Origin of the sequence: Phenylobacterium sp. J426, assembly GCF_024699945.1 — a bacterium.
Classification (GTDB): Bacteria; Pseudomonadota; Alphaproteobacteria; order Caulobacterales; family Caulobacteraceae; genus Phenylobacterium.
Genome location: NZ_JAJOMY010000001.1, coordinates 1,828,453 through 1,843,655, shown reverse-complemented (window position 1 = coordinate 1,843,655; position 15,203 = coordinate 1,828,453). Strand labels below are relative to the sequence as shown.

The 15,203-nt window shown below is 66.8% G+C and carries 16 protein-coding genes; 4 read left to right on the top strand and 12 right to left on the bottom strand.

All coding sequences use genetic code 11. The features are described from left to right. Positions 1 to 169 precede the first annotated feature (169 nt). Positions 170 to 3,142, bottom strand: coding sequence for a TonB-dependent receptor (locus tag LRS10_RS09685; RefSeq protein WP_257837066.1), 2,973 nt, complete (start codon positions 3,140 to 3,142; stop codon positions 170 to 172). 712 nt (positions 3,143 to 3,854) lie between these two features. Here LRS10_RS09685 and LRS10_RS09680 point away from each other — a divergent pair. Together LRS10_RS09680 and LRS10_RS09675 are read left to right on the top strand one after the other, a co-directional pair. Beyond that, positions 3,855 to 4,502 (top strand): hypothetical protein, encoded by a 648-nt coding sequence (locus LRS10_RS09680; protein WP_257837065.1) that lies wholly within the window; start codon positions 3,855 to 3,857, stop codon positions 4,500 to 4,502. Positions 4,503 to 5,053: 551 nt separating this feature from the next. Continuing rightward, a complete protein-coding gene (locus LRS10_RS09675; protein WP_257837064.1) occupies positions 5,054 to 5,602 on the top strand; it encodes a GNAT family N-acetyltransferase in 549 nt (182 codons plus the stop codon). 45 nt (positions 5,603 to 5,647) lie between these two features. Here the strand turns inward: LRS10_RS09675 and LRS10_RS09670 are convergent, their stop codons facing one another. Next, complete coding sequence (locus tag LRS10_RS09670; protein WP_257837063.1) at positions 5,648 to 5,908, bottom strand: hypothetical protein; 261 nt, start codon at positions 5,906 to 5,908, stop codon at positions 5,648 to 5,650. 209 nt (positions 5,909 to 6,117) lie between these two features. On the opposite strand from LRS10_RS09670, the gene istA reads away from it, so the two are divergent. Both istA and istB read left to right on the top strand, forming a co-directional pair. Continuing rightward, positions 6,118 to 7,650 (top strand): IS21 family transposase, encoded by a 1,533-nt coding sequence (istA, locus tag LRS10_RS09665; protein ID WP_257839117.1) that lies wholly within the window; start codon positions 6,118 to 6,120, stop codon positions 7,648 to 7,650. A 9-nt stretch (positions 7,651 to 7,659) separates the two neighbouring features. Next, positions 7,660 to 8,400, top strand: coding sequence for an IS21-like element helper ATPase IstB (istB, locus tag LRS10_RS09660; protein ID WP_257836904.1), 741 nt, complete (start codon positions 7,660 to 7,662; stop codon positions 8,398 to 8,400). Here the strand turns inward: istB and LRS10_RS09655 are convergent. The 10 genes from LRS10_RS09655 to LRS10_RS09610 all read right to left on the bottom strand — a co-directional run bounded on the left by LRS10_RS09655 (position 8,391) and on the right by LRS10_RS09610 (position 15,181). Then, positions 8,391 to 9,095 carry a hypothetical protein gene (locus LRS10_RS09655; RefSeq protein WP_257837062.1) on the bottom strand — a complete coding sequence of 235 codons (705 nt, stop codon included), beginning with the start codon at positions 9,093 to 9,095 and terminating at the stop codon, positions 8,391 to 8,393. The two genes, istB and LRS10_RS09655, sit on opposite strands and share 10 nt — an antisense overlap. Further along, entirely contained in the window at positions 9,095 to 9,595 is a 501-nt protein-coding gene (locus tag LRS10_RS09650) for a hypothetical protein (protein ID WP_257837061.1), read from the bottom strand. Before LRS10_RS09650 ends, LRS10_RS09655 begins: the two co-directional genes overlap by 1 nt. Continuing rightward, on the bottom strand, positions 9,592 to 10,827 hold the full coding sequence (locus LRS10_RS09645) for a tyrosine-type recombinase/integrase (RefSeq protein ID WP_257837060.1): 1,236 nt from the start codon (positions 10,825 to 10,827) through the stop codon (positions 9,592 to 9,594). The genes LRS10_RS09650 and LRS10_RS09645 overlap by 4 nt, the downstream gene beginning before the upstream one ends. 229 nt (positions 10,828 to 11,056) lie before the next feature. Beyond that, positions 11,057 to 11,560: a hypothetical protein gene (locus LRS10_RS09640; protein ID WP_257837059.1), complete on the bottom strand. Its 504-nt coding sequence runs from the start codon at positions 11,558 to 11,560 to the stop codon at positions 11,057 to 11,059. Beyond that, entirely contained in the window at positions 11,553 to 11,930 is a 378-nt protein-coding gene (locus LRS10_RS09635; RefSeq protein WP_257837058.1) for a hypothetical protein, read from the bottom strand. Before LRS10_RS09635 ends, LRS10_RS09640 begins: the two co-directional genes overlap by 8 nt. Beyond that, entirely contained in the window at positions 11,915 to 12,133 is a 219-nt protein-coding gene (locus LRS10_RS09630) for a hypothetical protein (RefSeq protein ID WP_257837057.1), read from the bottom strand. Before LRS10_RS09630 ends, LRS10_RS09635 begins: the two co-directional genes overlap by 16 nt. Then, positions 12,133 to 12,318, bottom strand: coding sequence for a hypothetical protein (locus LRS10_RS09625; protein WP_257837056.1), 186 nt, complete (start codon positions 12,316 to 12,318; stop codon positions 12,133 to 12,135). Before LRS10_RS09625 ends, LRS10_RS09630 begins: the two co-directional genes overlap by 1 nt. 109 nt (positions 12,319 to 12,427) lie before the next feature. Continuing rightward, the gene (locus LRS10_RS09620; RefSeq protein ID WP_257837055.1) at positions 12,428 to 13,726 is read right to left on the bottom strand and encodes a hypothetical protein; all 1,299 of its coding nucleotides are present in this window, start codon (positions 13,724 to 13,726) and stop codon (positions 12,428 to 12,430) included. Between the two features lie 74 nt (positions 13,727 to 13,800). Beyond that, complete coding sequence (locus LRS10_RS09615) at positions 13,801 to 14,445, bottom strand: helix-turn-helix transcriptional regulator (RefSeq protein WP_257839124.1); 645 nt, start codon at positions 14,443 to 14,445, stop codon at positions 13,801 to 13,803. A gap of 520 nt (positions 14,446 to 14,965) precedes the next feature. Continuing rightward, the gene (locus LRS10_RS09610; RefSeq protein ID WP_257837054.1) at positions 14,966 to 15,181 is read right to left on the bottom strand and encodes a hypothetical protein; all 216 of its coding nucleotides are present in this window, start codon (positions 15,179 to 15,181) and stop codon (positions 14,966 to 14,968) included. Positions 15,182 to 15,203 lie beyond the last annotated feature (22 nt).

The following is a 15,203-nucleotide window of genomic DNA, read 5'->3' as shown; positions in this document are numbered from 1 at the left end:
AGGGAGGCCCGCCGCGTCTTGTGCACGGCTGCACCACCCCCTGAGCGGAGCGAGAATTCCATCAAACTTACGGTACGGCAACGTACCCAGTTTCGGAATCGTACCCGTGTTACCAAAAGAACGCCGCCGGGTGGCCCGGCGGCGCGAAGAGGCTTGGGTGTGGATCGGGTCAGAAGCGCTTGCGCACGCTCACCTTGTAGGTTCGGCCCAGCGCATTGCCCGTGAATGGGTCGTAGCTGAGGTCCAGCCGGGCGAAGGCTGGATCCTGATCGAAGAGGTTGTCGACCGACAGCGTGACCGTCGTGTCCCAGGGCAGCATCACCCGGTAGTCGATCTCCGCGAGCCAGGTCTCGTCGATCTTCTTCCCGGCGCCGCTGATCGTCGGGCGCTGATCCGTGTAGCCGTCGATGTAGTTGACGGTGAAGCGCAGGTTGTGCGGCCCGCTGGTGTATTCGACGTAGCCGGAGCCCTTCAGCTGCGGCAGCGAGGTGGCGATCTGCTGATAGTTCAGCAGTCCGACCGCGTCGTAGGCGCGCTCGACCCGCGTGCCTTCGACCACCACGTCGGCGATCTTATACTCGAGGGTATAGGTCGCCGAGACGCCCGCCCGCAGGGCGCCGCCGAGCACCTCCCCGAAATCGTAATCGGCCAGGACGTCGATGCCCGAGGTCTTGATGTTGGGGCCGTTCACCCACTGCGTCCGAACCCGCGCGATGTTCGCCGCCGCGCAATCGCCCTGGAACGTGAAGCGAGAGCGGAGCGCCGCGTTGGAGCACTGGTTGGGTCCGCTCGCCGGGAACATGGTGTTCACGATCGAGGCCGAGGGCTCGCCGACGATGGGCCCGTCGAAGTCGAACCGCCACCAGTCCACGGTCGCCTTGAAGCGGTTGATGTTGAAGATGGCGCCGATGCTGTAGTTGTCCGCCGTCTCAGGTTCGAGGTTCGGGTTGCCGAACAGATCGATGGCCCGGAAGGAGCCGGCGATGAACGACAGGGCCGTCACGCTGCTGGGGTTCAGCTGGGTCAGGGGCGGACCGCGGAAGGTGGTCGCCACCGAGCCGCGCAGCGCGAGCCAGTCCGTCAGCTGCCAGCGGATGTTGGCTTTCGGATTGGTGGTCGTGCCGACCTGCTCGTAGTCCTCGTAGCGGATCGCCAACTGCAGCTGGATGGCGTCTGTCACCGGAACGCTCAGCTCGGCGAAGGCCGCCCACACGTAGCGCTCCAGGTCCGCCTCTTCGCCGGTGCCCAGGAACACGAGGGCGCCGTTCCGTGACGGACAGTTCCCGGCGCCGGTGATCGGCGTGTCGATACAGGGCGTCGCGTCCACGTCGCTGAGGTCGTTGTACTCCGACTCGAAGCCGTCCTTCCGGAACTGCAGGCCCCCGGCCCATCGGACCTCGCCGCCGCCGAGCTCGATCCCCGTCGTTCCGTTCAGCACCGCATCGGCCACGAACAGGCGCTGGGTCTGCTTGGTGGCCACCTGCTGGAAGAACCAGCGGATCACGTCGGGGTTGTTGGCCAGGGCGGCGTTGTATTGCGGACTGGGCTGACCGCTGATGGCGTTGTCCGGGAACGCGTTCGAGAACGGGTTGAACCAGTAGCAGCCGATCGCCGTGTTGCCGGCGTTGGTGGTAAAGTTGTTGGTCTCCGCCGCGGTGCAGCCGCCGGCCGCCCCACTGGCCGCGCTGCCGTAGCCACGGAGCGCCAGCTGCAGGCGTGAGACGATGGTGTCGTAGCCGGTGCGGCGGCCGGTCTGCTGGCCGTACGTCAGGGCCAGGTCGTAGCCGATGCCCATCCACGGCAGGTCGCCGCGCAGGCTGCCCGACACGCGCATGGCCTCGTACTGACGCAACCCCTCGGAGGACCCTTCGTTCTGGTCGCCGAAGATGTCGTTCCCGCCGAACGAAAGCGGCCGGTAGAACACCCCCGGGAAGTGGACGCCCGTCGCCGCTGCCGGAACCGCGCCCGGATTGGCCGCGCGGTAGGCGACGAGGCCGGGGTTCGCCGCCGGCACGAACCAGCCAGCCAGCACCGCCGGGGTCAGCGAGCCGACCGTCGGGTTGGTGGTGGCCGTCGGCGTCTGCAGCGTCAGGTACGACGGCGAGGTCTTCCAGTTCGGGACGTCGGTCTTCGCCCAAAGGGCCTCGATGTGCAGTCGATGGTTGTCGGCGAGATCAGCGTTGATCTCGCCGTACAGCTGGTACCGGTCCTCCTTCTCGGTGAGGTTGTCGTACTCGATGTAGTGGAACCGGCATTGCGGGATGGTCCCCGCGACCGGGATGCCGCCGAGCGGTCCGCAGCCCGCGTCCAGCACGCCGGGCAGCAGAGGCACCCAGGCCCCGGCGGCGGTCTGCGTCACCGGGACGAAGCCCGTCACGCTGGAACCGCCGGACCAGCCGCCTTCGGGGTTCTCCGCGAACGGCCGCGTCGCCCAGTCGCGGTCCGTGACCTTCAGCTCCGAACGGTGCTGCCAGCCGCCGCTCAACAGGATGTTGCCGTTGTCCCAGGCGTGCCCCCAGAGCACGCCGGCCGTGTAATCGCCCTTGGAGCCGTCGATCAGACGATAGCTGCCGGACGTCTCCAGCCCGTCGAAGCCCGAGCGGGTGATGAAGTTGACCACCCCGCCGATGGCGTCCGAACCGTAGAGCGCGGCCGCGCCTTCCTTCAGCACCTCGACGCGGCCCACCGCCACGGAGGGGATGGTGTTGGTGTCCACGATGCCTGCGCCGGCCTGGCCGAACGGGTTGGGCGACATGCGCCGGCCGTTCATCAGAACCAGGGTCCGCTGAGCCCCGAGCCCTCGGAGGTTCACCGAGCCGGAACCTTCCGAGCCCTGGGCGCGGGGGTCGAACTGGTTGGTGTCGCCCAGCACGCCGCTCGACACCGAAAGCTGCTTGATGAGTTCGAGGGTCGAGGGCGCGCCCTGCCGCTCGATGTCCTCCTGGCTGATCACGTCGACCGGCAAGGCCGCATCCTCGGGCGTGCCGCGGATGAACGAGCCCGTGACGACGACTTCGCCCACGGTGGTTCCGCCCTGCTGGGCCGTCGCCTGGGCGGCCTGCGCCGCGGCCTGCCCGGCCGCGCCGAAAGCCAACGCGGCGGCCATGGCGGATGCGCTGCAGAAGAATCTGCTCTTGGTCATCTGATTTCCTCCCCTCGGCGCCTCTGAATGGGCGGCCTGAGCAGAGGAAGTACGGACTATTTATTGCAGCTGCGCCACATAAATTTCGGTGTTCGACCAACCCAACTTTCCAAAACGCGGCGCGCGCGCAACAACTTGCCCCAAAAGGACTTCTGCTCGACCGGGCGTAGGTCTATCTGACGTTGCAGAGCGCGGGCGAAACCCGCGAATGGAGGGCGCCCATGCCGCAAGACCAAGGCCTAGAACTGCGCACGCTCGTGCGTGAAGACGCGACTCTGGAGCTCTCGCTGGTCGAAGCGCCCGTACCCCAACCGGGGGGCCGACGAAATCCTGGTGCGCGTCGAGGCCTCGCCGATCAACCCCTCCGACCTTGGCCTCCTAACCGGGCCGGCGGACCTCTCGACGCTTCGGAAATCGGGTACGGACCAACAGCCGGTGCTGACGGCCGAGATTCCCAAGCCCGCCATGCGCATGCTGACGGCGCGGATGGGCCAGTCGATGCCGGTGGGCAACGAGGGCGCGGGCGTCGTCATCGCAGCCGGCCCCTCGCCGGAGGCCCAGGCGCTGCTCGGCCGCACCGTCGCGATGATCGGCGGCGGCATGTACACCCGCTTCCGCCTTCTGAAGGCCGCAGACGTGCTCCCGCTGCCGGCGGACGCTACCCCCAGCCGACGGCGCCTCCTGCTTCGTCAATCCGCTGACCGCCCTGGCGATGGTCGAGACGATGCGCCGGGAAGGCCACTCGGCGCTTGTCCATACCGCCGCCGCCTCGAACCTGGGCCAGATGCTGGTGCGGATCTGCAAGGCCGACGGCGTCCCGCTGGTCAATGTCGTCCGCAGCGCCACTCAGGAGAAGCTGTTGCGCGACCAGGGTGCGGAGTGGGTGGTCGACAGCTCCGATCCGGCCTTCTTCGAAAAGCTGGTGGAGGCGGTGGCCGCCACCGGCGCGACCCTGGCCTTCGACGCGATCGGCGGCGGCAAGCAGGGGAGCCAGATCCTTTCCGCGATGGAGATCGCCGCCAGCCGCGGCGCCGCCTACAGCCGCTACGGCTCCAACACCTTCAAGCAACTCTACATCTATGGCGGGCTCGACACCGGGCCCACCGAGCTGACGCGCAACTTCGGCTTCTCGTGGGGCGTCAACGGCTTCCTGCTGACGCCCTTCCTCGCCAAGATCGGCGCAGACGCCGCCCAGAAGCTGCGCCAGCGCGTGGCGTCCGAGCTGAAGACCACCTTCGCCAGCCACTACACCGCCGAGATCGGCCTGGCGGAGGCGCTCGATATCGAGACCCTGCGCGCCTACGCCCGACGGGCCACCGGCGAGAAATACCTGATCAACCCGCAGAAGGGGCTCGCCTGACCGGCGGGCCCAGTGGGCTCAGAACTTCGGTTTTCAGGAGAGGGATGGTGGACGCGACAGGGATTGAACCTGTGACCCCTACGATGTCAACGTAGAGGGCTCCGGCTAAGAGCTTGATTTTCTTCGCCGCCTCGTCTGCTGGTTTCCCGAAACGTTCACGTACGTTTCCGCTCATTCCGGGAAATAACTGGGAACCAGCTGCTCACTGCCCGCCGCTTTGTCCACGATGTGGCCTAACTCTGCGACTACAAGACCTGGAAGCACTGGGCACCGTGACCACATCAGAGTCCCGCGGCACTAAGCTGAACGAGATGCGTTCCGGTCCCGGTTGACCGTTTGTCAACGCGCAGTGCATAACGATTTTGAGGGGGATGCGTCCCCCGCTGGAGAACACGGCCATGGCCGCCCTGCGGAAAGACGATCATCGCATCTCGCCCGCCCAGAAGGTCGGGAAGGCGGATTTCGTTCGCTTCGTGGAAGCGTGCAGGCATCCGCGCGCGCCGAGCCAATCTCTCCTGGCCTCGCTCTCGGTGTCCAAACGGAAGGGCTAATTGCCGTTCGACATCGACAAGGTCAGGGTCGATCCGCTGACCGGGCTGCATCGGCTTGACGCATTCTGCTGCTCCTACGAGCCAATCCAACAGTTCTGCCGCACCCGCTTAGCCGAGGCGCACGACACCTATTCCGTTCGCGCCTTCGTTGCGACACACGACGGCGACCCGCGGATCGTTGGGTACTACTACCTCTGTCTAAGCACGATCAGCCACGACGAAGCCGGGCTCGCAGTAGAAGGCGGCTTCATGCACATGACGGCCGTCCCCACGGTCTACCTGGGCATGTTCGGGGTTGACCGGCGGCTCAAGAAGAAGGGCATCGGGAAGCGGATGATGCGGGACGCGTTTCGCCGCGTCGAGACGATCGCCACGAACGCCGGAACGTATGCTTTGACGCTCGATGCGGTTGATGAGGAAGCGGCGGAATACTACGAAAAGTTCGACTTCCAACGCTTCGCGCCAGGGGAGCGCAAGATGTTCCTTGAGCTCCCGACCATCCTGGCATCGAACCGAGCGCTAGACGAAGCCGAGCAACAAGCAGCCTGACCGCTCGCATCGCCTTGGCGTTGACGCCATCCGGAATGATTGCGGCTACCGCTCTAAGAACGCTTTGCCCTGCCCCGAGAACTGGCTGAACCCAGTGAGCAACTCCCGCGTCCAGGAGAGCAGCTCCATCTCGTTCCGCTGGTCGCCTTCGCTGTTGTCGCGAAGCTCGTAATAGGCGTCCGTCAGCTTCTTCAGGAAGCGTTCCTGGAAGGTCGGATCGCCCTCGTTCAACGTCTGGACGATGCAGGTGGCAAGCACGGCGACGCCCCGCTTTGAATGGTGCAGCTCGCTCAATCCGTCGCTCATGCCTTCCCTTGCGGATTCCGACGTGATCGCGCCCGCCGTTCCGATTTGATGCCGCCCACCATTCCGAAGTGATCCCGCCCACCGTTCCGGGATAACGCCGCCCAGGATTCCGGGATGATCCCGCCCAGGCGGCCCGGCGGTCCAGGCCTTCGCCGACGCTAGGCTCTCCTCCTTTCGAGGAGAGGCCGATGCCGACGGAGAGGATTGCGATGCGCCGCGTGCGCGAGATGTTGAGGCTGCGCCTGGACGCCGGGCTTGGCGGGCGGGAGATCGCCCGCCGGATGGGGATCGCCCCGTCGACGTTCCGCGAGATGACGCGGCGCTTCGAAGAATCCGGTCTCGCCTGGCCGTTGCCGTTGGATCTGACGGACAGCGAGCTGGAAGACCGGCTCTACGGCGAGAGCAGGACAAAGCAGGGCTTCCGTCGGCGCGCCGAGCCGGACTGGGCGGCGCTCAACCGCGAGCTGAAGAAGAAGCACGTCACCCTGCAGATCCTGTGGGACGAGTACATCGAGGCTTATCCGGACGGCTATCGCTACAGCCGATTTTGCGAGCTCTACCGCAGCTGGGAAGCCCGCCTGCCGGTGACGATGCGCCAGACGCATCTTGGCGGCGACAAGCTCTTCGTCGACTACGCCGGCGACACCGTGCCGGTGATCATCGACCGCCGCAGCGGCAAGACACAGCCGGCGCACATCTTCGTCGGGGTGCTGGGCGCCTCCAGCCTGACCTTCGCCTGCGCCACCTGGAGCGAGAAGCTCCCCGACTGGGTCGACGGCCACGTGCAGGCCTTCGCCTTCTTCGGCGGCGCGCCGCGGCTGCTGGTGCCGGACAACCCCAAAGTGGCGATCATCAAGGCCTGCCTCTACGACCCGCAGGTCAATCGCACCTACGGCGAGCTGGCCGCCCACTACGACACCGCGGTGCTGCCGGCGCGGCCCAGGCGGCCGCGGGACAAGGCCAAGGTGGAAGCCGCAGTGCGGATCGCCGAGCGTTGGCTGCTCGGCAAGCTGCGCCATCGACGCTTCTACAGCCTGGCCGAGGTGAACGCCGCCCTGGGCGAGCTGCTGGTCTGGCTCAACGAGCAGCAGGTCCGGCGTTATCAGCGCCGCACCCGTCGCCAGCTCTTCGCGGAGATCGACGCCCCGCGGCTTAAAGCCCTGCCGGCCGAGCCCTATGCCCTCGCCGAATGGCGCGTGCGCAAGGTGGGGCTGGACTACCACGTCGACGTCGACGGCCACTTCTACTCCGTCCCCTACCGTCACGCCCGCGAGACGGTGGAGGTGCGGCTCACCGCCCGCGCCGTGGAGATCTTCCTGCACGGCGAGCGCATCGCCGCCCACCTGCGTGGCTCCGGCGACGGCAAACACACCACGCTCAGCGAGCACATGCCGGCCAGCCACCGCCGCTACAGCGACTGGACCATCGAGCGGATCCTGAGCGAGGCGCGGGCCTGCGGCCCTTCCGTGGCGCTGCTCTGCCAGGTGATCCTCGAGCACCGGCCGCACCCCGAACAGGGCTTCCGCACCACGATGGGGATCGTGCGCCTGGCCAAGGTCTACGGCGTCGCGCGCCTGGAGGCGGCCTGCGAGCGCGCCCTGCTGGTGAGCGCGCGCAGCTACGGCGCGGTCAAATCCATCCTCGACAACCGGCTCGACGGCCAACCGGTCCGGCGGCGCGACGGCGAGGCCGGCGGCGCCGTCGCCCACCCCAACATCCGCGGCTCAACCTACTACCACTGAGGAGATCTGATGCTGACCCATCCCACCTTCGACCAGCTCAACGTCCTGGGCCTCCAAGGCATGGCCAAGGCCTTCCGCGAACTGCTCGACAACCCCGAAGCCGGCGGCCTGGGACATGCCGACTGGCTGGCGCTGCTGCTGGACCGTGAAACCGTGCACCGACAGGACAAGCGTCTCGGCGCCCGGCTCCGCCATGCGCGGCTGCGCCACCACGCCGTCCCGGAAGACATCGACTACCGCGCCCCCCGCGGACTGGACCGCGGCGTCCTCACGACGCTGCTCAAAAGCCACTGGATCGACGCGGCCGAGAACCTGGTGATCTGCGGCCCGACCGGGGTGGGCAAGAGCTGGATCTCCTGCGCGCTCGGCCACAAAGCCTGCCGCGACAACCGCTCGGTGCTCTACGTCCGCGTCCCCAAGCTCTTCGACGAGCTGGCGCTGGCGCACGGCGACGGCAGCATCGGCCGCCGCTTCAAGAGCCTGGGCGCCGTGCAACTGCTGATCCTGGACGACTGGGGCCTGGAGCCGCTCGACGCCCAGGCACGTCACGACCTGCTCGAGATCCTCGAGGACCGTTACGGCCGGCGCTCCACCATCGTCACCAGCCAACTACCGGTCTCGGCCTGGCACACCGTCATCGGCGAGGCCACCTACGCCGACGCCATCCTCGACCGGCTCGTCCACAACGCCCACCGCCTGGACCTCAGCGGCGACTCCCTGCGCCGCCCGAAACCCGCCGATCAGGCTTGACCAGCCGGCCGAACCCCAGACAGATGAAACCTGTCGATGAAGGCTGTGCCGCTGGGCGGCATCAGATCGGAACAGCGGGCGAGATCATCTCGGAATAGCTGGGCGGCATCGTCGGAATCCGCATTCCCTCCCTCGAAGCGCCATAAGACCTCGGTTGCCCCCTTGTGCTGAGCGATCGTCAGCACGACGTCGTCGCCTTGGCCGCGGCTGCATGCTTCACAGAAAAAGCTGATGGTCAGGCCGTGCCGCCGCGAACTCGGGTTTCCCGAGCCTTCCGACGGCTGATGGGACACGATTGTTTCGGAGCCCCGCACCTGAGTGACCGTGGTTTGGTGCTCGTCTTCGTGACGATCGAACACGCGCACTATCTCATGATGCAGATTCCCGCCGCCGCAGCGGGGGCAGAGAAGTTCGCTGGCGGAGCCCACATCTCTCGTGCGGATGTTTTTCTCGGTGATCATGGCGTGTCCCAGTGCGCGGACCTCAACTAGCGCCGAGATTCTGCGCCCCTCATCAACGCCTGCGATTGGGGAGCTAGGCAGTTGCTGCGCGAGCCGCCGTAACCTTGCGCGCACGGCTTCCTTGCGCGCGGGGAGAAGCGCGTGCCACGAGCCGCGCCCGTGTCGCATCTCGTAGAGCGCGCGTGCCGCACGCTCGATCAGTAGATCGTCTCCGCTGGACGGTGCGAGCGTCATCAATCCTCCTCGTCGCTCGCAACGACCCCAGACCCCGCCATCGCAGGATCGGGAACTTGGCTGAATGGCAGCCCGCCCGCTGCGTCGCGCTGCCTGAGGCGGCTATCAACCTCCCTGCTGATTTCCTGACTGCGTTGCATGTCGACGGTCTTCCACGATCGTTCTCGCCGCACGCGGTCAAACTCGTCGTCGGCCCATCTACCCCGGCGAGCGCCCTCGAGCGCCTCTAAGAAGGCTCCTTCTGGCAGGGGCGCGAACTTCCCCGCGTGGATCTGTAGTGCGACTGCGAAAGCTGCGGCGAAGTCCTCGACGTCGACCCAGCTCTTCTCGCATACGTGGCGCAAACGCTCCGCCATCGGGGGACCCGACCATTCGGTGAGGTGTCCGAGAAGCTCGGCGTCGATCTCGTAGGCGCCAGAGATCGTGTCCAGGCCATCCTCCGTGACGCACCACTGCCGCCCGCTCCAATAGACCACGCGCTCTAGCCGCTGCTTGCTCATGCCTTCCTCTCGATACCTTTCCTCGCGGCCGCCTGATGGCTCGGCTGGTGGTGTCCGTAGTTGTCGATCAGCGTCTTGAGGTTCATGCCGAGGTACCCGGCCGCCTCCCAGGGATCGACGCCGTTCTGCATCAGCCAGGTCGCCGCCGTGTGGCGGAGCCAGTGAGGCGTGATCTCTGCCGATAGCCCGGCGTCGCGCACGCAGCTCTCGAACCCGCGGCGCACCCGGCCCGCCAGCGCAGCGCCGCCGTGGTGTATGATAACGTTGGCAAACGGCCGCCCTTCCTTGGCGCGCCGCGCCATCAGCCGCTCGTCAGCTGCCTTCCAGCGCCGCATGTGCGCCAGCAGCCTGGGCGGGATCTTCACCATCGGCCGGCGCTTGGTGCGCGTCTCCTTCTCGCGCTTCCCGCGTCGGAAGATCGTCTCTGCCTCGAGATCCGCCCAGGCCTGAGTGGGGCTCTCCTGCCACAGCACCTTCGGGATCACGCCGGGCCGGGAGCCGGTGTAGAGGCCCATGAGGATGAAGCGCTTCATGTGCGCCCGGTTCGCGGGGCCGCTGTCGCGGAGCCGGCACCAGCGCTTCGCCTTGGCGTCCCAACGATAGCCCCTCGCCGCCATCAGCAGGCGGGCCGCCTGGGCCCGGGTGAGCGCGTCCCGCGGGCTCTCCGGCTTCTCCGGCAGCCACAGCTTCGGCTTCACCATCAGCTTGTGCTCGCCGTCGTAGTAGGTGATTGCCGCCGACAGATCCTCCAGCTCTCGCCGGGCGCCCTGCTCTGTCACCAGGCGCGGGTTCGGGCCCTTTGCCTGGGCGATCGGTTGCGTGATCCGGTGAGCGACGTACGCTTGGCACGTCGACCGTTTGATGTCCGACAGGCGCTTGTCGCCCCACCAGCCCACCAGCGCCTTGATCCGCGCGGCGACAGCCGACGGGTCCGCTGCCTTCGGCGCCTTCTCCGCCAGGTAGAGGCTCAGGACCTCTGCGACGAAGACCTCAGTGGGAGCACGGGGGCGGTCGGGGTCGGCGTCCGGCTGACCCGCGGACCGAGCCTGCTTTTCGAGCAGGTAGGCTGAGAGGACCGCCTCAGCGTCGCCAAGCCGATCTGGACCGAAGCCAGTGCTGCGTTCAAGCGCTCCGTCTCGGATGTAGTAGATGTCGGGGATCGGCTTGCCGGTGCGGGGGTGGACCCGGCCGGCGCGGAGGTGGAGCCGCGGCCCCTTCGGTCTTCTTGACATGACTTCGGCCTGAAGAGCCCGCGCAGCTGCGCCGGGGTGATCCAATGCTTCCCGCCGGCGACGTACGGCGTCAACTCGCCGCGAGCGATGGCTGTGCGCAACGAGGCAACGGTCAGTGGACCGTCGGGATAGAAGACTGCGATGGCCTCCTTCAGGGTCATCATGTCGTCGTCGGGCCAGGCCGGAGGCTCCGGGCGGCGGTGTACACGCGCGAGCGGATCTCGGCGGCTCACGACATTATCCCCGGAGCCTTCGCCAACTTTCCCGCCAGATGTTCCATCCGCCGCGTCGCTTCCGCCGATCCGCTCGCCTCGCAGAGGGTCGACAGAACCGCGGCTACGCTTGAAACCAAGTGGTAGACTTCGTGGCGCCTAGGCGTCGTTGTGTACCAAGCCCGGTCAGCCTCACTGAGCCGCTCCCACCAATCGTCGTCAGCGCGGCCGGCGAGATGGGAAGCGGTTGCTCCTGGCCTGGAAGCGTCCTGCTCGTCGAAGTCCCGGAGCACCGTGTAGTCGGCTGCTGAGCGCTCACCGTTCCAGACGTCCAGCGGCGCCATGGCATCGCAGACATCGCAGGCGACGGCATCGACTGCCTCCATCTCCTCCTGCCCATCAGGACCCTTGCGCGTGTCAGCGCCCTCGACGATCGGGCGCGTGATCGCCGCGTCATGGATCCGCAGATGCTCAGCTTCGCCGCAGAAGGGGCAGGCTCGCTTGATGAGGGGGTCACGCACGGGCGAACGCCTCCTCGCGGGCTGTCCTGCGGCCAGCGTGGACAGCCTGGATCAGCTGCCGGTCTCGGACTCTGATCTCAGCAACCACGATCCCGCGACAAGCCCGGGCGAAGACCTCCCGCGACAGGCGGTGCTTCGTGTACTTTGGGTTCGGCTGCCAGACCTCGATCTCGCCGCCGGCGCGGGCCGAGGCTCGGTAGGCAGCCTCTTCACCCTCGACCTCGAGCAGATAGTCGCCGTCGTAGGTGAACCCGTCAGCCGTCGCGACCATCAGCATGTCGCCGCGCCGGAGAGCCGGCTCGAACCCGTCGCCGGAGAGCTCGAAGAGGCGGAGCTCTCGCGCGTCGCAGATCATCAGCGCTTCGCCCACGGGTCGCTCCTGTCGGGGTGCTCTGCCGCCAGCCGGGCGGCGAGCTCGGCAGCCTTCCTGGAATGCTTCGCCCTCAGCACGCCGAAGCCGGCGGCGGTCTTCGGCTCCGCGCGGATGGCGGCGCTATAGGCGCCGGCTAGACAGGCCTCGAAGAGCATCTCGCGGATCAGCTCGTCGGCCGTGGTCTCGGGTGCACGACTCATCAGCCGCGGCCCTGCAGGCTCTTCGCTCGAAGCTGGCGGGCGATCTGGTTCACCTCACCGGCGAGCTTGTCGCGGAGGCGGCCGAGACCGCCGGCCAACCGCGGGTCGTCCTGGATGGCCTGATGATAGCGGCCGGCGAGGAAGGCCTTTTCCTGAAGCTGATCGATCGGATCGTCGGCGGCCATGTGGCTGCTCCGGAATGAGAAGGGTTGCCGCCCCGTTTTATCGGACCCGTCGAGGGGCGGCGGCACGGGCTGAAGCACCAGCCTGGTGGTGGCCAGGCCAGCACCGAACCTATTCGGCTGCGGCGAGCGGCCTCTCAGCGGTGCGGCAGTGCTCCCGGCTCTTGAGGAGATCTGCCACGGCTGCCCGCAGGCGCTTGTCGAGGTGACGCATCAGGCGGCGGGTCTCGAATGAGCCTGGGACATCGGCGCCGGCCATGAAGCCGCCGCCCGGCTGCTTCACAATCACACCGCCGGCCTCTTCGAAGGCCTCGAGCCACTCACTGGCGTCCCAGCGCCAGCTCGCCGGGAACGAAAGGGGATTATCGCGGCAGTAGGCGCGGACCGCTTCCTTCTGCCAGTCGGCGAGGTCTCGCCAGAGGTGGGCGCCGAGCGGCTCACCCGTCAGCCGCTCGTGGCGCAGTTCCCACAAGGCCAGGAGACGTTCGCGCTCCGGCCCTTCAGGATAGGCGGCGTGGATGGCTTCGACCTGAGCCGGAATGAACGGCTTGCCGGCCCATCCAGTGGTGCCGGCCCGCTCTGACGCCTCCCAATCCTCGTCGCTGTAGTGGCTGCGGACCCAGGCGTTGTAGCGCTCGATCGCCTCCGGGTCGGAGATCAGGAGTTCGGCCTCATCGGGAGCGCCCCAAGCGAGGGGCTCCTGGTACTCGACGCGGCCGCTCTCAGTGACGAGGTGGCCCGGGTGAGCTTCGAACGTGTCGATCCAAGCCTCGACGTCGAACGGCTGCGCCGCGACCAAATCCGGGCGGGCGCCCGCCAGCCGCAGCGCATCTTGGTAGACCCGCACTACGGCCGTGTCGGCTCGGTCCCGGCGAGACAGGATGGCCGAGAGCCCCTCCGGCGTTTCCAGCTGCTCGGGATCAACCTCCAGAATGATCGAAGCGGCGAGCCCTAGCTTGTGCGCCAGCTCGGTCGGCGTTTCTGGCGCCGACTCGATCACCGCGTCTTCTACCGCCGCAACGTCGAACGACAGGTAGTCGTCGCTGATGCGCCCGTAGTCGAGCTCGGCCTTGGCCGCTTCGCGCTTCGGCAGCCAATCATTCAGGGCGGCCACCATCTCCACCTTCCGCTCGAACGGGTGATCGGACATCTCGATCATCAGCGTGGAGGTGAAGCGCGTCTTGCCTTCACGCTCCTGCAGGATGGCAGGCAGTGGGGCAGCCGCATCGAGGGCGGCGCCGACTGCGTCGTAACGCTCCCGGCGCTTGGCATCCTCAGTTCGTGCTGCGGCGAGTGCCGCTTGCGCCGCGGCGTAGGCCCCGGTCTGCGGGCTGGCGTCGGTCCGCTCAGCCGCAGCCGCGCCTTCGGGTTGGTCGGCGATCGAGTAGTGGGGGGAATTGGCAAGCTTCATTGCGTCCTCCGTGATAAGTACGGAGGATGTACGCATAGTGCGTAGGCAACGTCAACGCGAAACGCGTAGATTCGCTAGCGATGACTTTGTGCGCGACGCTTCACCTTGAGCTCCCCGACCACAACACCCTCAATCGAGGTCCCTTCGCCATCGAGCAGATCGACGTCGTGAGGAGTGATCGAGACATGCGGAGCATAAGCAGGGACGATCTTGGTCTGCCCGTTGATGCGTTCGAACCGCCAGGCGGCGAACTCAAAGCGACCAGCCTCCACGCGTCGAATGACATACTCATCCCCCTCCCTAGGCGTCCAGTCACCGAACGCAGCGACAATAACGAAGTGAAGATCAGACGACCCGTAGACAGAGAAGGCGCGCAAATCCGCGGTGTTGTATCCCACGAACTGCGCGTAGATTTCGTCAGGGTAGCCCGGAAGCTTTGCGCCTTCGACCCGAAAAGCTTCGGGATCAAGTATGCCAACTACAGGGATGCCAGTAAGAAGATTTGTAACCTCATCAAACTCTTCGCCGCCGAGGAGCCACGTCCAGGACACACCGAACGCGTGCGCGTATCGTTTGGCCACCTCAGGCCTCATGCCTCGTGACCCGTTTTCATGGCCCAAGTAGGTACTGACGCTCCAGCCGAGGGATTCGGCGGCGCTTGTTCCGCTCTGGTACCCGGCGTGCGCGCGGGCCTGCTGGAGACGTTGGTGTGGCTTCATTTCCCCTCCGATGCCTTCATACACGTCTTGCGTTGACACTTCTTACGCATTTCGCGTAACTAATGGCATGCGTACATTCCGAGACGTGATCTCAGCGTGGGGCTCGGTGGCGATGTTCGCCGCCGAGATCGGGGTCAAAGAGCGGACCGCGATGTCCTGGTGGCAGCGCCGGTCTATTCCGCCGGGCTGGTTCGCCTCTGTGGTCCGCGCCGCCGCGCGCCGAGGGATCCAGTGGATCACAGCAGATGAGCTTGTCAGCATCGCTGAGCGAAGCGCGTCGAAAGCGGCGGCCTAACCTTGGCGTCGCACCTCACGTCGCACGCTCAAGTCAACCGGCGGACGACGTCGCCACGCCCCCCAGGCCCGAGGCAAGCAGCGCAGAAGCTGCGTTACTATGCAGCTCGGCGCATTGCTCCCAGACAGCCGAAGTTTCGAGGTTCAACCGCGCAGCACGTCGGAAAACGCCCGCCTTCGCTCCCTCTTGGATCGCCTCTTCGATCTCCGGCCACTCCTCCACGCCTCAGCCCTCCTGCGCCGGGCGCGCTCTGGCAGGCCTCATCACGCTCGTGAGCAGTGCGAGGCCTTTGTCGGTGAAGCGGTCGGAAAGCTTGCGCGCTGCCCGGGCGTCTTCGTCGTCGAGCCTCCGGGTGGCCGCCGTGATCCGGCGGGCCGCCGACAAGTATCGGATGCCGACATCGTAGTTCCGGGCCGCCTCGCTCGCCTCCGACACGGTCACGCTCTCCCTGTCTGCGCCGCCC